Source organism: Vulcanimicrobium alpinum, assembly GCF_027923555.1.
Classification (GTDB): Bacteria; Vulcanimicrobiota; Vulcanimicrobiia; order Vulcanimicrobiales; family Vulcanimicrobiaceae; genus Vulcanimicrobium; species Vulcanimicrobium alpinum.
This window is the reverse complement of the sequence record NZ_AP025523.1, coordinates 1597133-1613978: the sequence shown is the minus strand read 5'-3', so window position 1 is coordinate 1613978 and position 16846 is coordinate 1597133. Positions and strand designations below refer to the sequence as shown.

Annotated in this window: 22 protein-coding genes and 5 tRNA genes; 5 read left to right on the top strand and 22 right to left on the bottom strand. The window is 69.1% G+C overall.

Annotated elements, in window-relative coordinates; all coding sequences use genetic code 11:
- The first annotated feature begins 36 nt into the window (after positions 1–36).
- Positions 37–930, top strand: a complete 894-nt coding sequence (locus WPS_RS08245) for a helix-turn-helix transcriptional regulator (RefSeq protein WP_317997338.1) — start codon at positions 37–39, stop codon at positions 928–930.
- 9 nt (positions 931–939) lie between these two features.
- Entirely contained in the window at positions 940–1350 is a 411-nt protein-coding gene (locus WPS_RS08240) for a VOC family protein (protein ID WP_317997337.1), read from the top strand.
- A 22-nt stretch (positions 1351–1372) separates the two neighbouring features.
- Here WPS_RS08240 and WPS_RS08235 read toward each other — a convergent pair whose 3' ends face one another.
- Entirely contained in the window at positions 1373–1804 is a 432-nt protein-coding gene (locus tag WPS_RS08235; RefSeq protein ID WP_317997336.1) for a GlcG/HbpS family heme-binding protein, read from the bottom strand.
- A 48-nt stretch (positions 1805–1852) separates the two neighbouring features.
- Between WPS_RS08235 and WPS_RS08230 the strand changes: the two genes are divergently transcribed.
- Positions 1853–2581 (top strand): hypothetical protein, encoded by a 729-nt coding sequence (locus WPS_RS08230; RefSeq protein ID WP_317997335.1) that lies wholly within the window; start codon positions 1853–1855, stop codon positions 2579–2581.
- A gap of 43 nt (positions 2582–2624) precedes the next feature.
- Here WPS_RS08230 and WPS_RS08225 read toward each other — a convergent pair.
- From WPS_RS08225 to WPS_RS08205, 5 genes are all read right to left on the bottom strand, one after another.
- Positions 2625–2715 (bottom strand) — tRNA-Ser (locus WPS_RS08225).
- Between the two features lie 4 nt (positions 2716–2719).
- Positions 2720–3145, bottom strand: coding sequence for a nucleoside deaminase (locus WPS_RS08220; protein ID WP_317997334.1), 426 nt, complete (start codon positions 3143–3145; stop codon positions 2720–2722).
- Positions 3146–3188: 43 nt separating this feature from the next.
- A tRNA-Arg gene (locus WPS_RS08215) sits at positions 3189–3262 on the bottom strand.
- Positions 3263–3388: 126 nt separating this feature from the next.
- The gene (locus tag WPS_RS08210) at positions 3389–3640 is read right to left on the bottom strand and encodes a hypothetical protein (protein WP_317997333.1); all 252 of its coding nucleotides are present in this window, start codon (positions 3638–3640) and stop codon (positions 3389–3391) included.
- 138 nt (positions 3641–3778) lie between these two features.
- A tRNA-Met gene (locus tag WPS_RS08205) sits at positions 3779–3850 on the bottom strand.
- Between the two features lie 131 nt (positions 3851–3981).
- Between WPS_RS08205 and WPS_RS08200 the strand changes: the two genes are divergently transcribed.
- Positions 3982–5508 carry an aspartyl protease family protein gene (locus WPS_RS08200; protein ID WP_317997332.1) on the top strand — a complete coding sequence of 509 codons (1527 nt, stop codon included), beginning with the start codon at positions 3982–3984 and terminating at the stop codon, positions 5506–5508.
- 13 nt (positions 5509–5521) lie between these two features.
- On the opposite strand, the gene WPS_RS08195 is transcribed toward WPS_RS08200, so the two are convergent.
- From WPS_RS08195 to WPS_RS08185, 3 genes are all read right to left on the bottom strand, one after another.
- Positions 5522–5890 carry a VOC family protein gene (locus tag WPS_RS08195; RefSeq protein WP_317997331.1) on the bottom strand — a complete coding sequence of 123 codons (369 nt, stop codon included), beginning with the start codon at positions 5888–5890 and terminating at the stop codon, positions 5522–5524.
- Between the two features lie 88 nt (positions 5891–5978).
- Positions 5979–6052 (bottom strand) — tRNA-Arg (locus WPS_RS08190).
- A gap of 92 nt (positions 6053–6144) precedes the next feature.
- A tRNA-Ser gene (locus WPS_RS08185) sits at positions 6145–6233 on the bottom strand.
- A gap of 89 nt (positions 6234–6322) precedes the next feature.
- On the opposite strand from WPS_RS08185, the gene WPS_RS08180 reads away from it, so the two are divergent.
- Positions 6323–6646, top strand: coding sequence for an STAS domain-containing protein (locus tag WPS_RS08180; RefSeq protein ID WP_317997330.1), 324 nt, complete (start codon positions 6323–6325; stop codon positions 6644–6646).
- On the opposite strand, the gene WPS_RS08175 is transcribed toward WPS_RS08180, so the two are convergent.
- The 13 genes from WPS_RS08175 to floA form a co-directional block, all read right to left on the bottom strand.
- Positions 6636–7784, bottom strand: coding sequence for an MGDG synthase family glycosyltransferase (locus tag WPS_RS08175; protein ID WP_317997518.1), 1149 nt, complete (start codon positions 7782–7784; stop codon positions 6636–6638). The genes WPS_RS08180 and WPS_RS08175 overlap by 11 nt on opposite strands.
- Positions 7757–7972 carry a hypothetical protein gene (locus WPS_RS08170; RefSeq protein ID WP_317997329.1) on the bottom strand — a complete coding sequence of 72 codons (216 nt, stop codon included), beginning with the start codon at positions 7970–7972 and terminating at the stop codon, positions 7757–7759. Before WPS_RS08170 ends, WPS_RS08175 begins: the two co-directional genes overlap by 28 nt.
- A 95-nt stretch (positions 7973–8067) precedes the next feature.
- Positions 8068–9096 (bottom strand): endolytic transglycosylase MltG, encoded by a 1029-nt coding sequence (mltG, locus tag WPS_RS08165; protein WP_317997328.1) that lies wholly within the window; start codon positions 9094–9096, stop codon positions 8068–8070.
- A complete protein-coding gene (ruvX, locus tag WPS_RS08160) occupies positions 9072–9497 on the bottom strand; it encodes a Holliday junction resolvase RuvX (RefSeq protein ID WP_317997327.1) in 426 nt (141 codons plus the stop codon). Before ruvX ends, mltG begins: the two co-directional genes overlap by 25 nt.
- Entirely contained in the window at positions 9497–10231 is a 735-nt protein-coding gene (gene recO, locus WPS_RS08155; protein WP_317997326.1) for a DNA repair protein RecO, read from the bottom strand. Before recO ends, ruvX begins: the two co-directional genes overlap by 1 nt.
- Positions 10228–10647, bottom strand: a complete 420-nt coding sequence (locus WPS_RS08150) for a cytidine deaminase (RefSeq protein WP_317997325.1) — start codon at positions 10645–10647, stop codon at positions 10228–10230. Before WPS_RS08150 ends, recO begins: the two co-directional genes overlap by 4 nt.
- 4 nt (positions 10648–10651) lie before the next feature.
- Positions 10652–11956, bottom strand: a complete 1305-nt coding sequence (locus WPS_RS08145) for a hemolysin family protein (RefSeq protein WP_317997324.1) — start codon at positions 11954–11956, stop codon at positions 10652–10654.
- A gap of 54 nt (positions 11957–12010) precedes the next feature.
- Positions 12011–12418, bottom strand: a complete 408-nt coding sequence (locus tag WPS_RS08140; RefSeq protein WP_317997323.1) for a diacylglycerol kinase family protein — start codon at positions 12416–12418, stop codon at positions 12011–12013.
- Positions 12402–13904, bottom strand: a complete 1503-nt coding sequence (locus tag WPS_RS08135) for a tetratricopeptide repeat protein (protein ID WP_317997322.1) — start codon at positions 13902–13904, stop codon at positions 12402–12404. Before WPS_RS08135 ends, WPS_RS08140 begins: the two co-directional genes overlap by 17 nt.
- Entirely contained in the window at positions 13874–14374 is a 501-nt protein-coding gene (ybeY, locus tag WPS_RS08130; protein WP_317997321.1) for an rRNA maturation RNase YbeY, read from the bottom strand. The genes WPS_RS08135 and ybeY overlap by 31 nt, the downstream gene beginning before the upstream one ends.
- A complete protein-coding gene (locus tag WPS_RS08125; RefSeq protein ID WP_317997320.1) occupies positions 14358–15359 on the bottom strand; it encodes a PhoH family protein in 1002 nt (333 codons plus the stop codon). Before WPS_RS08125 ends, ybeY begins: the two co-directional genes overlap by 17 nt.
- A gap of 38 nt (positions 15360–15397) precedes the next feature.
- On the bottom strand, positions 15398–15820 hold the full coding sequence (locus WPS_RS08120; protein WP_317997319.1) for a hypothetical protein: 423 nt from the start codon (positions 15818–15820) through the stop codon (positions 15398–15400).
- Positions 15820–16830, bottom strand: a complete 1011-nt coding sequence (gene floA / locus WPS_RS08115) for a flotillin-like protein FloA (protein WP_317997318.1) — start codon at positions 16828–16830, stop codon at positions 15820–15822. The genes WPS_RS08120 and floA overlap by 1 nt, the downstream gene beginning before the upstream one ends.
- Positions 16831–16846: the final 16 nt, after the last annotated feature.

The following is a 16846-nucleotide window of genomic DNA, read 5'->3' as shown; positions in this document are numbered from 1 at the left end:
GCGTCGCGGCGACCTGCCGGGAAGACGGCGCCCACGATGATCGCGACCACGCGGACCGAGTCCGCGCTCGGTGTCTGGACCGTCACGCACTTCACGCCGCACGCCGCCGATCCGCTTGCCGACGTGCTCGAGCGCATTTGGCTCTTCTCGGGCCGCACGGCGCTCCCAGGAGAACGCGTTTTCCCCGACGGCAGCGTGCAGATCGTCGCGCAGCTCGACGGGGACCGCGACGCGCGCTATCGCCCCGCCGGCCCGGGCCCGTGCGATCCGTATCCGCCGCTGAGCATCAGCGGACTGCGTACCGGGACGACCGCGATCCTCGCGCCGGAGCGGGCGGTGCGGGTGCTGGGGATCCAGCTCGTCCCCACCGGCGCGTTCCGGCTGCTGCGCACGTCGCTGCACGCCCTCACGGAGCGCGATCTCGACCTGCACGACGTCATCGGGCGGGCGGCGGCGGAGCTCGGCGAACGCTGCGCCGGCGCCCGGGACGACGGCGCCTGCGTCCGCGCGGCGATCGCCTGGGTCGCGTCGCGGCTCGAACGCGGGAGCGACCCGGCGGCGCCGGTCGTGCGCGCCCTGCGGGCGATCGTCGAGGGCGGTGGGGCCGACGCGATCGCGGATCTGGACGCGCTGAGCGACCGCTCGCGCTCGCGATTTACCGCCGCGTTCCGCGATCAGGTCGGCGTCGCGCCGAAGCGCTTCGCGAGGCTCGTCCGGTTTCGCAACGCGCTCGAGCTGGTGCAGCACTCGCCGGCATCGCTCGGCGAGATCGCACTGCGCGCCGGCTACTACGATCAGCCGCATCTCAACGCGGAGTTCCGCGTGCACGCCGGGATGACGCCGCAGCAGTTCCGCCGTGCCCGGCACTTTCCACACAGCGCCAGCATCGCGGAGCAGATTTTCCAAGACGAGCCGGCGGCGGCGATGTAGGATCGTCCCATGAGCCAACCGGTCATCTCCACGACACAGGTCCTGTATCCGGCGCAGCGCTACGCCGACGCCCGCGCCGCGATCCGCTGGCTGTGCGAGGCCTTCGGCTTCGAAACGCAGCTCGTTTATGACACCCCCGACGGCGGGGTCGCCCATGCCCAGCTCACCCTCAACGGGGCCGTGCTGATGCTCGGCAGCGCGCGCGAGGGCGGCGACTACCCGGCACGCACGCCGCGCGCCCTCGGCGGGATCACCGGATCGATCTACGTCTACGTCGCCGATCCCGATGCGCACTGCGCGCGCGCCCGCGCCGCCGGCGCGCGCATCGCGATCGAACCGCGCGACAACTACGGCTCGCGCGAATACGCGGCGTACGACTGCGAAGACTACTGGTGGTCGTTCGGCACGTATCGCCCGTAGGACGAAATGCCGCCGGCGGCCGTCAGCCGAGCGCGGCGGCTCCGGCGAGCGCGACCTGCGTATCCTCATCGATCGCGCCGCTTGAGGCGCCCACCCCGCCGACGACGTAACCGTCGACCACCAGCGGGATCCCGCCGCCGATCCCCGTCACGCGGTCGGCGGCCAGCGCGCTGCGAATCGTGGCGATCGGATCGCCGCCGCCTTCGTCGGCGGTTGCGCGCTTGCGCGTGGCCGCGGAGACGGCCTTCGTGATCGCGATCGAGATCGAGGCGATGCGCGCCCCGTCCCCGCGCGCGAACGCGAGCAGGTTTCCGCCGGCGTCGACGACCGCGACGTTCTGCGGGACGCCGATCCGCTCGGATTCGGCGAGCGCCGCGTCGACAACGGCGCGCGCGCCGGCGAGGGTGAGGAACGGAGCGGTAGCGGTATACGTTGAACGCGAAGAGTCCGACACGATGACGCCGCTTTCGCACGCTTCTCCGGCCCTCCCCTGCGAGCGCGCATGATCGCCGCCGACGTCGCCTTTCGTCAGGCTGCGAACGCCGCGGCTGCAGCGTACGCGCAAGCGCCGCCCTACCTCGCCTACAAAACCGACGTGGTCGTCGATGTTCCCTCGCTGCGCCAGCACCGCTCGATCTCGCGCGCGGTCGAGACCCGCACCAAAGACGACTACGCCGTCCTGCAAGATCTGCCGCGCGGTCAGCGCCAGTACGCGCACAGCTTCCCGGTCATCCCGACCTTCGATGCACTCTCGTACTTTCATATCTCGTACAACGGCAGCCGTCGCGACGCCCTGAGTTACGTGCAGGTCGATCGGCCGCTGACGTTCACCACTACGGCGTCGTCGGAGTCGAAGCCCGACGTCGTCGTCACGTACCTGCGCTACTATCACGCCGAATACGCAGCGGACTCGAACGACCGGATCGCGCACATCGTGATGGATCCTCTCCCGACGCTCACCACCGGCAACACGTCGGACTTCTACATCCACGACGTCTACGTCGACACGGCGTCGAACCTGCCGACCCGCGTGACCTACACCGGTCCGACGACGACAATGGCCGTCGATTACGCCGTCGTCGAAAACCACTGGCTCGTCAGCCACATGACGTACAGCCACACGTTCTTCGGGCCGTTGCGGATCGGCCGCGTCACCGCGAACGTCGAGGCGACCAACTCCGGATTCGCTTTCCCGGCGACACCGAACGATCCCAAGCTCGCCGGTGGCTGAAAAGCAACGAGCACGGCGATCGCTCGTCGTGCTCGTCGTTCGATGGCGGAGAGGGAGAGATTCGAACTCTCGGTACGCTATGAACGTACGCCCGCTTTCGAGGCGGGTGCCTTCAACCACTCGACCACCTCTCCGTGGTCACCGGCGCTTCTTCGCGAAGAACTCCCGAAGCTGCGCTGCCGTTTCGTCCGCGAGCACTCCGTCGATCACGTCGACGCGGTGGTTCACGGCGGCCGACGCGAGTATATCGATGACCGAGCCCGCCGCACCTCCCTTGACGTCGCGGCAGCCGTACACGAGACGCTCGACGCGCGCGCCGGCGAGCGCGCCCGCGCACATCGGACACGGTTCTTTCGTCACGTAGAGAGAGCCGCCGATGCGCCAGCGTCCGAGCGCCTGCGCCGCAGCGCGGAGGACGAGCATCTCGGCGTGCGCGGTGGGATCAGGCCGGCTCTCGCGCTCGTTGCGCGCTTCGAAGACGCGTCCGTCGACGAACAGCACCGCGCCGATCGGGACGTCGCCGGCGGCCATCGCATCGGCGGCCAGCGCGATCGCGCGCCGCATGTACGCCGCGTCGCCGCCCGCGGCGGCGGTAGAGGGATGAACGCGCTCCCGGCCCGGTTCGAACGGGCAACCTTCGCCTTCGGAGGGCGACGCGCTATCCAGTTGCGCCACGGGAGCAGGGTTCGGCTCTCTTCGCTTGCCGAACCCGTCGGCATGACCCCCGTACGACTCGGGTCAGCCTTCCGACGATGGGTCGGCTATCGGCGAAGATGGGAGCCGGGAAACGGGGTTGGCGGTTCGCGGTCAGCGGCCTTCCGTGGTCGTCGGCGGTGTGGGGCCGGTGGTCGGGATGTGCTTGAAGAGATCGAGTTTGTGCTCGACCAGGCCGCGGTAGAATTTGCGGACGCAGTCGGGGTGGCCGAAGAAATAGGTCCGCGCGTAGGCCAGATCGTCCCCTGAGCTGTCCGGCACGTAGTGGCTGATTTCGATCTCTTCCATCTGCGCCCGGTCGACCGGGTGGGGGCAGAAATCGCAGGGGATCGTCGACATGGTCATACCTCGGAAAACACCAGGACGGGCCGGTTTGTATGCCGGGTCCTGGCTCGTTACGTAAACCCGCGTACGTTTCCGCCGGTTTCGTGCCGGGGCGCGCAAACGCCCGCCGGGAGAAACCCGCGGCGGGCGCTGGCACAGTGACTCGGGTAGGATTTGAACCTACGACCTAGGGCTTATGAGTCCCCCGCTCTACCGCTGAGCTACCGAGCCGCCACGTGAGCGGCATGACGAACGCACGTCGATTATTCAGAACCGGAGGAACCCCTCCGTGGTGGCGCGGCGGCGGCGTCCGGCACGGCCCGCGGGCAGGACGAGCGGCCGCCCGGCGGCAAATCGGCCGCATGGACTACCGGGTGTTCGTCACCGCGGCGCTTCTCGCGCCGCTGATGTTTCCGTCTGCCGGCGCTGCCGCGGACGAAGCCGACGCTCTGCTGGCGCAGCATCAATCCTACGTCGGCTGGCACGTCGGCGACGGCGTCGTCAAGACGCTCCGCGAGACGGGCGCGATCACGCGCAACGGCAAACAGCGCGCCGCGCTGACGATGCTCCGCTACGGCATCGCGCACCGCCTCACGACCGCCGACACACGCGGCTTCACCGACGCCCAAGGGTTCACGGGCAACGTATTTTGGACTTCGAACACGAACGGCTTCACCGTGCGGCCCGTCGGCGAGGTCGCGCGCTACCTCTACGATGCCGACGCCGTCTTCGGCGAACTCACCGCGACGATGAAGCCGGAGTTCCTGCGGCGCGAGAGCGTCGACGGCGTGCAGACGGCGGTGCTGAAGCTGACGTCCGACGTCGGCTTTCCGATGCAGGTCTTCGTCGATCCGACGAGCGGCGCGTACCTGCGCGTCGTGATCGATCCCGGCGGCAAATATGAAGAGACGATCTCCGCGATCCGTTACACGGAGGCCGGCGGCAAGCGTTTCATCTCGGGCTGGCGCTACGGCACGTCTCCGACGGTCTTTGCGTACACGTCCGTGGAACCGAACGCGACGATCGCGCCCGACGAACTGCGTCCGCCCAAGCAGACCGCAAGCTGGACGTTCGGCGACGCGCCGGCGTCGATCGAGCTCACCCGCGACACGTTCCCGCGCATCTTGATCGACGCGAGAATCAACGGCGTCAAAGGCCGCTTCATCCTCGATACCGGCGCGGCGCCGACGGTCGTCACCGACTCGTTCGCGCGGCGCGTCGGTGCGAAGCGGCTGACGCAGGCGCAGATCAGCGGGATCGGCGGCGACGCTGCCGCCAACGTCTTCCATTTCGACACGATCGCCGTCGGCGGCGCGACCGTGCACGATATCATCGGCTACAGCGGCTGCCAGGAAGAATGGATGGCCGCCGAGGGCGTCGTCGGCCTGATCGGCTACGACCTGCTCGCCGGGGCGATCGTCAACCTCGATTTCGATGCCGCCACGCTGCACGTGTTCGATCCGGCGAAGGTCGAACCCGATCGCAGCAAGGGCTTCGCGGTGCGCATGGATCTCTCCGACGGACACATCCGGGTACCTATGAAACTCAACGACAAGTACGACGTGATCGCCACGCTCGACTCGGGCAACCCGCTCAACGTGCTGGTCTCGAAGGACCTCGTCAGCCGCGAGCACGTGCTATTCTTCGTCGATCCGAGCAAGTTCGGATCGACCCGCTATGGCGGCGGCGTCGGCGGCATGGAGATCGAGCACTGCGGCCGTCTGCAGTCGCTCACGATGGGCCCGATCAATTACCGTCCGGTACCGGCGTGCGACTCCGACTCCGAATATCGCAACGAGATCCTGGTCGGGCTCGACTTCATGAAGGCGTTCAACTTCGTCTTCAATTTTCCCGACGGCGAGATGGTGATGATCCCGCGCAAACTCTGAGCGCCGCGGCGGCTCAGCGGCAGACCACTTCCAACCGGTTGCCGTCGGGATCCTCGAAAAACGCGGCGCAGTAATTCTCGGCGATCTCGTCGCAGAGCGCCGGCGCTTCGAACGCGAGCGCGCCGCCGGCGGCGGCGATCGCGGCGATCCGGTCGACGTCGTCGCGCGTCGCCGCGCCGAAGGCCAGACGGGTGTTGTTGGGGCGGTGATCGCCGTCGGGGATCACCGCGATCGCCTCGCGAACCGCGCGGCTTTCGAGCCGGAGCAGCGTGCCGTCGGGTTGCGGCCGGCCGCGGAAGCCGAACGCGCGCAGGAACGCGTCGTAGAACGTCTTGACTCGGCGGACGTCGCGCACGCGCAGGTCAATGTGATCGAAGACCATGGGCGCGGCTTCCGCACAGCGCGAGGGGTTTCCGCGCCCGCGACGGCGGGCGGCTGCGCTTCGACAATCTCAGCGTGACGGGGGAAAACGCGGTCGGAGGGACTCGAACCCCCAACCTACAAGTTCGTAGCCTGTTGCTCTATCCAATTGAGCTACGACCGCATTTGTCGCGCCGTGCGGGGCGACCTCGGGAGATACGGCACCGCGATTCGTTTCCCTGCCCTGCGTCCGCCGCGAGCGGTGCGGTGCGGACTCGGAGAGAGAGGGATTCGAACCCTCGATACGATGTTACTCGTATAACGGTTTAGCAAACCGCCGCCTTCAGCCGCTCGGCCATCTCTCCAGACCGCCTCAAGTTTAGCAGGAGCGCGCGTTCACCCTCCACGGCGACGGTTCGCGGAGTCCCGGCGTTCGGTGTCGTAGACCGCGACGATGATGCACGGAGTGCCGGACCAGGAACCGGCCGTGTTGACGCTCGACGGTGAATACGACCTCACCCGGCGCGCCGAACTGCGCGACCGGCTTGCCTCGATTGCCGGCGCAACGGCTGCCGTCGTCGACTTGAGCACCGCGACCTACATCGACTCGATGGCGCTCTCGGAGTTCGTCCGGACCACGAAGGAGTTCACCGCGCGCGACGCCCGCATCGTCTGGGTCGTGCCGGCAGGGACCAATCCGCATCGCATCTTCGCGATCGCGAAGCTCGACCGCTGGTTCGCGCTCGCGCCGACGCTTCAGGCCGCGCTCACGCGCTGACCGGCACGGCCAGCCGGGCGACGCGCGCGGCGATCCGCTCCGCGGCGTCGGGGTGCGCGAGCGTCGCGGCGGCCGTTCGCAAGCGCTGCGCGCGCGGACCTGCGCCGATCGCGGTCTCGACGAGTTCGGGGAGATCGCCGGGGACGCGCGCGAGCAATGCCGCGCCGCGCGCGGTGAGGTAGCGCGCGTTGCGCTGCTCCTGGCCGGGCAGCGGCGGGAGCAGGACGAGCGGGACGCGCGCCGCGAGCGCCTCCGACGTGCTGAGCCCGCCGGGCTTGGTGACGAGCACGTCGGCGGCGTGCATCCAGTCGAACACGTTGCGCACAAAACCCAGCACGCGCGCGCCGCCCCCTTCGCGCTGCGCTTCTTCTTGCAAACGCGCCTCGAGGCGGCGATTTCTGCCGACGATCACGACCTGCGTCGGCGCCGATTCGGCGCGCGCGAGCGCGCGCATCGTCTTCCCCAGCGGTCCGAGGCCGAGCCCTCCGCCCATCACCAGCGCCATCGCGCCCTCGCGAGGGATCCCGAGCTCCGCGCGCAGCGCGCCGCGGTCGTCCGGCAGCAGACCGAAACGCGTGTCGACCGGAATGCCGTCGACCCCGATGCGCGCGTCATCGATGCCGCGCGCGATCATCGCGGCACGAATCTCGGGCGTCGCGACCGCGTATGCGTCGATGTTCCGGTAGATCCAGAACGGGTGCACGACGAAATCGGTCACGATGCCGAGCACCGGCAGCGGCGCGTCGAAGAGCCGTTTGTACGCCGACATCACGCCGCAAGGAAACGCGTGCGTGCATACCACCGCGCTCGGCTGCATCTGCTCGATGAGCGGGCGGAGGTTGCGGGCGGTGAACTCGGCCGCCCAACGGCGAAAACCGCCGGCGACGCTTGCGCGCTCCGCGCGGTCGTAGATCACGCCGTACAGCTGCGGGATCGTGCGCACCATCCCGATATAGCCGTCGCTGACGACTTTCGAGAACAGCGACGCCGCGTAGCGATAGCTGTCGTGCACGTCGCCCCGGATCCCGCGAACCGCGAGGCGTTCGCGCACGGCGTCGGCAGCGGCGCGATGCCCTTCGCCGACCCGTGCGGAGAGAAAGAGGACCGGGCCTACGCCGGTTCCTCCGGCGGCGACGATTCTTCGGCGAGCACGAAGAAGTCGTCGAGGATCTCTTGCGCGAGGTCGTCGTCGTCGAGCAGCTCGCCGAACTGATCGGTCACGACAAACTCGTCGGCCTTGTCGTTGTAGCAGACGGCGTATGCGTTGTTCTCGTCGTCCTCGACGAGCCCGACCACCTCGAAGGCGTGCTGCGTCCCGTCCTCCATGTGCAGTTCGAGAACGTCCTTGAGATCGAGGGGGTGTTTCTCCCCGCCGGATTCGCGCGAATCCGCGGTGCCGTTCGTATCGATGACAATGCTCCTTACTTGAGGTAGCGTTCGACGTTCGCGTTGTGTTCGGCGAGCGTCTTGGCGAACGCGTGGCGGCCGTCGCCGCGGGCGACGTAATAAAGATAGTCGGACTTGGCGGGCCGGAACGCCGCGTCGAGGCTCGGTTTCCCAGGATTCGCGATCGGTGTGGGCGGGAGGCCGGTGTGACGATAGGTGTTGTAGGGCGAGTCGCTCTCGAGATCGCGCTTCGTGATGACGTCGTGATGTTCCGCGAACGTGTACTCGATCGAGGCGTCGATCTCCAGCGGCATCCCCAGGCGCAGGCGGTTGTAGATCACCGAGGCGATGAGCGGCCGCTCCTCGTCGACCTTCCCTTCGCGCTCCACGAGCGAGGCGATCGTCACGATCTCGGGGATCGAGCGGTGCAGTGCTGCCGCGCGCGCTTGCGCGTCGGGCGGCAGTTCGCGCCGGAATTGATCGACGAGGATACGCGCGGTCGCTTGCGGATCGTCGTCGGTCGGGACGAGATAGGTGCTCGGGAAGAGATAGCCTTCCAACGACTGCGTGCGGACGCCGCCCATCTCGATCCCGCGTTTGAGAAACGCGGCGTCGTACGCCGAGGCATCGGCGAGCCCGCGCGCGGCGAGGGCGGCGGCGATCTCTTTCGCCGTATAGCCTTCGGGGATCGTTACCCACACCGCGAACTGCTCGCCGCGCACCAAGCGCTGCAGCACGTCGTCGGTCGTCTGATGCGCGGGGAAGCGGTACTCGCCCGCCTTCACGTCGGCGTCGACGTGCCGCAGGCGCGCGAGCATGCGGAACGCCAGCGGATGCGCGAGGACGCGGCTGTGCCGCAGCGTGTCGACGACGTCGGAGAACGATGCGCCCTTGGCGATCACGACGTCCGTCTGCTGCGCGGGGAGCGCGCGATCGCCGTAGACCGCATCCCGAAACCACAGCGACGCGGCACCGACGATCACGCCGACGCCCAGCACGATCGCGACGCCGACGCCGACGAGCGCGCGGCCGGCGCGCCTTACCGACGCCTGCGGGCTAGCCATGTCTCCAAGATTCCCACCGCGGCGAGCTGATCGACGACCTTCTTGCGCTTCGCGCGCGAGACGTCGGCGCCGATCAGCACTTTCTGCGCCGCCGCCGTCGTGAGCCGCTCGTCGATACGCTCGATCGTGCCGTCGTACGCGCGCGCCAAGTGTGCGACGAATGCGTCGATCTTCTCGCTCGCGAGCGCGCGCGTTCCGGTCAGCGTGAGCGGGTCGCCGACGACGATCGTCCCCGCGCTGCGTTCGCGCGCGATCGCCACGATCGCCGCGACATCGTCGCGCACATTCGTCCGCTCCAGCGTCGAGTGCGGAAATGCGAAACCGCCCTCGCCGACGGCCACGCCGATGCGGCGCTCGCCGACGTCCAGGGCGAGCACGGGGTGTTCGGTGCCGCCGCTCATCAGCTCAGTTCGTGGACCAGGGCGCGCGCCTTCGGGCGCCGTCCCAGATGCCAGGTGATGAGATCGTCGGCGGCACGCGCCGTCTGCATCGTCGCGTGCAGCGCCGCGCCTGCGCCGCGCTCGGCCCCGAGCGCGCGAAAGTTCGCGACGTCGGCCGCGTCGAGCGCGTGCGCGTCGCCGCGCGCGCCGTAGCAGCGCTCGCAGCCCAGGCCTCCGGCTTCGAGATCGAGCCATGCGCCGTGCTCGTCGAGCGAACCGCCGCAGTGCACGCATGCATCGTCGGCGGGCGCGAGGCCGAGCGCGCCGAGCAGCCGCAGTTGAAAGCGAGGCACCAGATCGGCCGGGGTCGCGCTCGCGGCGACGGCGGCGACCGCGCCGGCGAGCAGCGCGTAGATCTCCGGCAGCGCGAGGTCGGGCTCGCAGAACAGGTCGACCGTCTCTGCGAACAGCGAGGCGGTAGCGAGCGCATCAGGCCGCACCAAACCGCTCCAGTACGAGCGGATCGTGCGCACCTCGGTCACCACGTCGAGAGAGCGTCCTTTGTGCAAGGCGACCCGGACCTCGGCGAGGGGCTCGAGTCGACCGGCGACGGAACTGCGCGCACGGCGCACGCCTTTGGCCACCGCGTCCACTTTCCCGCGTTCGCGGGTGAGAAACGTGTAGACCCGGTCCGCTTCACCGAGCGGCCGCCCGCGCAGCACGATCGCGTCGGTGACCGAACTGCGTTCGCTCACCGGGGACGTTCGCGCGCCTGCGCGCCGGCAAGCTGTTCGGGGCCGAAGGCGCTGGGGAGGAGCTCCGCCAGCGGCGTCTCGACGAGACGTCCGCCGTCGTCGTAGATCACCCGCATCGCGGGCCCGAACTCCCAGAGCACCTGGCGGCATGCGCCGCACGGGAGCGTCGTCGTGCCGTCGGGGCCGGTGACGGCGACCGCGCGAAAACGATGCGCACCCGACGCGACGGCATGAAAGATCGCGGTGCGCTCCGCGCACATCGAGAGACCGTAGGACGCGTTCTCGATGTTCGCGCCGGTCCACACGCGCCCGTCGTCGTCGAGGAGCGCGGCGCCGACGGTGAAGTGCGAGTACGGCGCGTACGCGCCCGCGCGCGCCGCGATCGCCGCGTCGAGCAGTTCCCGCGACGAGTCCATTCCGTCAGCTCGCGCTTTGACGCGCGGCAGCGACTTCTTGCGGTTCGGTCTGGGCGGCGTCGGTGAGGACGCGAACGCTGAGGATGCGGCGGCCGCGCGTGCGGTCGACGCGCAGGCGCACGCCGCTGCCCGCGTCGACTTCCTCGCCTTCGCGCGGCAGCCGACCGAACAGACCCACCGTATATCCGCCGATCGTCTCGAACTCTTCGTGCGGAAGCGTGAGGTGCAGCGCCGCGTTGACGTCCTCGATGTTGGTGCCGGCTTCGATGACCGTTTCGCCCGGCGCGATCGTGCGGATCGGCTCTTCTTCGCCTTCGTCGTGCTCGTCGCGGATCTCGCCGACGATCTCTTCGAGCAGATCTTCCATCGTGACCAGCCCGGCGGTCCCGCCGTATTCGTCGATCACGATCGCCAGCGAGTATTTCCCGCGCTGCATGTCGCGCAGCAGATCGGAGATCCGTTTGTTCTCGGGGACCGCGACGACCGGACGCATCAGCGACCGCAGCGTGACGTTGGCGATCGTCCCGTTCGCGAGCGCGATCAGCAGTTCGCGATCGTGCACGACGCCGATCACGTTGTCGACCGTCTCGTCGTAGACGGGCAATTTCGAGTAGCCTTCGGCGATCACCAGATCGAGCGCGCGGCGCGGAGACGACGTCACCGCGACGGTCACCATGTCGGTGCGCGGCGTCATCACCTCGCGCACGATCGTGTCGCCAAACTCGATGATCGAGTGGATCAGCTCGCGCTCTTCCGCCTCGAGCACGTTCTGTTCGACGCCGACGTTGACGATCGACTTGATGTCTTCTTCCGTCACGTAGGGTCCGGCGTGCGGCTTGCCGCCGAAGATCCGCACCAGACCGTCGGTGATGAACAGAAACGCCCGCGTCAGCGGCGAGAGCACGGTCGTCACGACGTCCAGGAACGACGCCAGCCGCAGGGCCGTACGGTCGCCGGCGCTCACCGCGATCGTCTTCGGCAGAATCTCACCGAAGATCAGCAGCACGACCGTCATCACCGCCGTCGCCCAGACCGCCGGATGCGGGACGTCGAGGCGGATGAACAGCGAGGTCGCCAGCGAGTCGGCCGCCAGCAGCACGAAGGTGCTCCCGATGAGCACCGACGTCAGGGTGCGGTTGCGGTTCTCGACCAGCTTTTCGAGCCGGCGGCCGTCACGCGGCGACTTCTCCCCCAGCGCCCGGGCGCGGATCCGGTTCATCGAGACGACAGCGGCTTCGGAGGCGGCGAAAAACGCGGCGGCGCCCACGAGGAAGACGAGGGCGGCGATCTCGGGCCAGTGCGACGTCATCGCGACGCCGGGCCGCTACTGGCCGGTAGAGGGTCGGTACTCAAGCGGACCCGATTATATCATACCGGGGGACGCGCCCCCGGCGCGCGCCGCCGCCCACGCGGCGATCAGCAGACCGACGGCGACCGCCCCGAGGACGCTGATCAGGACGGCGGCCGCCGAGACGTCCTTGGCACGGCGAGCCAGGGGGTGCTCTCCGGGCGACGCCAGGTCGACCAGCGACTCGATCGCAGTATTCACGAGCTCGGTCGTGACCACCAGCGCGATCGCGAACGCGATCGCCGTCCACGCCCACAGCGGGAGGCGCGCAACGATCCCGGCGGCGACCACGACGGCGGCGACGACGGCGTGAATGCGCAGGTTCGGTTGCGTCTGCCACGCGGCCGCGAAGCCGTCGAACGCGTAGCCGAAGGCGGCCGCAAGACCGTGGCCGCGGCGAGCGCGGTTATCCGAGGTCGGCAAGGGTGAGGTCGCGCGTTCCTTTCCAATGCGCGCGGTACGCCGCCCGGGCCGCCGCATCGTCCTTCCCTTGCGCCTTGCGCGCCTCCGCGAGTCCCCACTCCAGCCGAGGATCGTTGGGATACCGCATCAGTTCCGCCGCGAAGACCGACTCCGCCGGCGCGGCCTTGCCGGCCGACAGCAGTGCAACGGCGTAGTTCTCGCCGATCGGCAGTTCCCACGAGGTCTTGGGATCGCCGCCCAACCGCGTCTTGTTGTCGTCGTACGCGCGTTCGAGGTCGCGGAGCGCGGTCTCCGTCTGTCCTTGCGCTTGCGCGAGCACGCCGGTGAGAAAGACGTCGTCGGCGTAGCCCTCTTTGCGGGCGCGCGCCGCTTCGGTTTTCGCGCCTTCCGCGTCGCCGCTGCGCGCCGCCGCGATCGCGTGCATGAAGGCGACGTCGCCGCCCTTTCCCGGTTCGATCCCACGCACGCGGGCGTACTCGTGCAGCCGCAACGCCACCCGCATCTGCATCCGCGCATCCTCCGTCGCGACGGCCGCTCGGGCTTCGTCGTTGCGTCCCTCCGTCGTGAGACCGTAGGCGACGAAATCGAGGTCGTGATCGTGGTAGAGCTTCATGTACTGCTGGCCGGGGCCGTTCCCCAGCGCGAACCAGGCACGATCGTTCTCGACGGCGCGCTCGTTGTCGTCGATCAGCCGGTCGTATTCGCCGACGCGCGCCCAGATGTGTCCGGCCATGTGCGGCAGATGCGACTCCCCGGGCGGATAGCTGTAGGAGTCGAGCGCTTCCGCGTCGGGCACCGCATCCTTGGCGCGGCGCAGCATCTCGAGCAGATGGATGCGCAGATGGTGCGCGCCGAGATTCGCCGGCTCCAGCACCAGCGCGCGATCGAGATCGTCGAGCATCTCGCCCGCCTTCGGCGTCGCGGCGCCGCGACGGTCGAGCAGCACGTCTTCCGCGTTCCAGATCGCGAACGCGCTCACGGTGAGGACGTTGGGATCGTCGCGATGCGCTTTGCTGTACGCGCTCATCGCGTCGGCGTAGCTCGCATACCGCTCTTTGAGCGAACCTTTGCCGTAGCGTTTCGCGATCGCCTCGAGCAGCGCGCGCACCTCGGGGCTGGCGTGCGCGAGGTGCGCGCGGCCTTCCGCGACCGCATGCCGGCCGCGCACCTCGCCTTCGCGCGTCGACGGCTCGTTGATATCGATCGTGTCGGCCTCGGCCTGGCCCCAATACGCCATCGCGAGATCCGGATCGCGCTGCGCGGCGGCCGCAAATGCCACCCGCGCCTCGCCGGCGTCGAAGGCGTACAGCATCGCCAAACCGCGGTCGAACAGATCCTGCGCTTTCGCGTCGTCCGTCGCGACCGCCCAGTGCGCGTGCGCCTCCGGGCCGGCCTGCGGCGCAGGGGACGCGGCGAGCAGGACGATCGCCGCGAACGGAACGCCGAGCCGCCGCATTACGGCGCGGCAGCCTCGAGGTAGGGCCATGGCATGCCGATTACATCGGCGAGGCGGCGTTCCTCCGTTTCCATCACGGCGCGTTCGCCGGCATCGAGATGATCGTGCCCGGCGAGGTGCAGCACGGCGTGGATCAGCAAGCGCTGCATCTCACGTGCGAGCGGCGCGTCGTACTCGGCGGCTTGCCGGCGCGCGGTGTCGACGCTGATCACGATGTCGCCGAGCATCCGCTCCGCACCGTGCGCACGCTTCACAGCGGGACGCGTGACGCCGGAGCGGTCGAACGATTCGGGCGGATACATCGGAAAACTCAGCACGTCGGTCGGCGCGTCTTTCCCGCGATGCTCGGCGTTGAGCGCGCGCATCGCCGGATCGCGCACGAAGGTCAGCGAGACGCTGGTGCCGCGTTCGCCGATCGCCGCCAGCAGGTGCTCGAGGTCGCGCGTCAGCGCGCGGGTGTCGAGGCCTGCGCCGCGGGTGCGGTTATCGAGATAGATCACGAACGGCGGCCGCGGCCGCGGCGCGTTCGACAGACGCGCGGTCGTAGGCCGCGACGATGCGCCCGACGAGCGGATGGCGGACGACGTCGGCCTCGTCGAGCCGCACCAGCGCGATGTCGTCGACCCCCGTGAAGAGCCGCTCCGCATCGAGCAGGCCGCTGCGCTGACCGCGCGGGAGATCGATCTGCGTGTCGTCGCCGGTGACGATCATTTTGGAGTTCGCTCCCAGCCGGGTCAAGAACATCTTCAACTGCTCGGGCGACGTATTCTGCGCTTCGTCGAGAATCACGAACGCATCGGAGAGCGTGCGCCCGCGCATGTATGCGAGCGGCGCCACTTCGATCGTTCCGCGCTCGAGATACTTCTGCGTCGTTCCGTCTTCGAGCATCTCGGCGAGCGCGTCGTAGAGCGGGCGCAGATAGGGATCGACTTTCTCGCGCAGATCGCCCGGCAGAAAGCCGAGCTTCTCACCGGCCTCGACGGCCGGGCGCGAGAGGACGATGCGCGCGATCTCGCGCCGCTTGAGCGCGCGCACGGCCATCACGATCGCCAGAAACGTCTTCCCCGTCCCGGCGGAACCGATCGCGAAGGTCAGCGTGTTCGCGTCAACCGCAGCGACGAGCGCTCGCTGGCCGGCCGTCTTCGGACGGATCTCGCGCCCACGCGCCGACGTTGCGAGGGTCTGCGGGATGCCGTTCCCGCCGTCGTTGGTGCCGGCGTGCGCGCCGCGCACGGCGAGCGCGACGTCGTCGGGCGTCACCTGCGTTCCGCGGCGCGCCGCGCTGAGCATCGAACCAAGGACGTCTTGCGCGTGCTGGACGGCGGAGCGATCGCCGCTGACGTGGACGCGGTCGCCGTCGAGCCGCAGCACCACCGGGATGAGCGCTTCGAGTGCGTTGAGATTTTGGTCGCGGTGTCCGCAGAACTTGAGGGGATCGGTAAGCCCGCCGAGGTCGAAGGTCGCCTCGCTGGTGATCGACGGCATCTACGCTCTCTAGAACGCATCCGCCGCGACCGAAGTTGTCACCGCAGGGCGACCGGCGGCGCGAGGATCTCGGCGAGGACGACGGCGTTGCGGGCGTGGGCCGGGTCCGCGAATGCGGCGAGGAGCGGGGGGACGGCGGCGCCTTGCGGCGGAGGCGCCGGGCGCGGCGGCGCCGGCGCGCGGCGCGGCTCAAACCGGACCTGCGGGCGCGTCAGGGTCGCGGCGATCGCCTGTGCCGGCGCGGACGGCGCCGCCGCGGGAGCGTTCGCCGCGGCGCCGGCGTTCGGCGCGCCGGCGTACAGCGCGCGCAGCACCGACGCCGGAAGCGTCGGGGTCGGCGCAGCGTCGGGCTCGGCGGCCGCGGCGGCAGCGCGGTTCTTGGCTTTGCGCGCGGCCGAGAGGACCTGCGCGAGCGCGAAGAACGCGAGCAGAACGGGGACGATCCAGCCGGTCCCGTGCATCAGGTGAGTTGCGGCCCCGTTTGCGGCGGCGTCTGCGGCGACGCGTCGCCGCCGACGTTCGTCCCGATCGCGCCGCGCATCTCGGTGTCGGCCTTCACGTTGTTGAGCCGGTAGTAGTCCATCACGCCCAGGTGGCCGGCGCGGAACGCTTCGGCGATCGCCTGCGGGATCTGCGCCTCGGCCTCGACGACGCGCGCGCGCGCCGCCTGCGTCTCGGCCTTCTGCTCTTGCTCCGCCGCCATCGCGGCGTATTGGCGTTCGGCGGCCTTTGCCTGCGCGATGCGACGATCGGCTTCGGCCTGCGAGGTTTGGAGTTCCGCGCCGATGTTCTTCCCGACGTCGACGTCGGCGATGTCGATCGAGACGATCTCGAACGCGGTGCCGGCGTCAAGGCCTTTCGAGAGCACGGCTTTCGAGATGCGGTCGGGATACTCGAGGACTTCTTTGTGATCGGCCGCGGCGCCGACCGCGCTCACGACGCCTTCGCCGACCCGCGCGACGATCGTGGGCTCACCGGCTCCGCCGACGTAACGGTCGAGGTTGGAGCGGACGGTGATCCGCGCTTTGACGTTGAGCTGGATCCCGTTCTGCGCGACGCCCTGAAAGAGCGGCGTCTCGATGACCTTCGGATTGACCGAGGTCTTCAGCGCTTCTTCGACGTCGCGTCCGGCCAGGTCGATCGCCGCGGCCCGCTGCCACTCCAGCGGAATCTGCGCGCGCTGGGCGGCGATCATCGCCAGCGTGCACTTCTGAATGTTGCCGCCGGCGAGGACGTGCGACTGCAGCTGATCGACGGTCAGCGAGAGCCCGGCTTTGCGGGCGCGCACGAGGTTCTCGACGATCAGCCCGGCCGGGACGCCGATGATCCGCATCCGGATCAGCGCACCGATCGAGAGCGGCACGCCCGCGGCGATCGTGCGGATCCACAGACCCAGCGGAAAATAGTAGAGAAAGAGCACGATGCCGATCGCGATCGCGACCGTGACAACGATCAGAATGAACGCGCCCATAGCCTGAACCGATCCC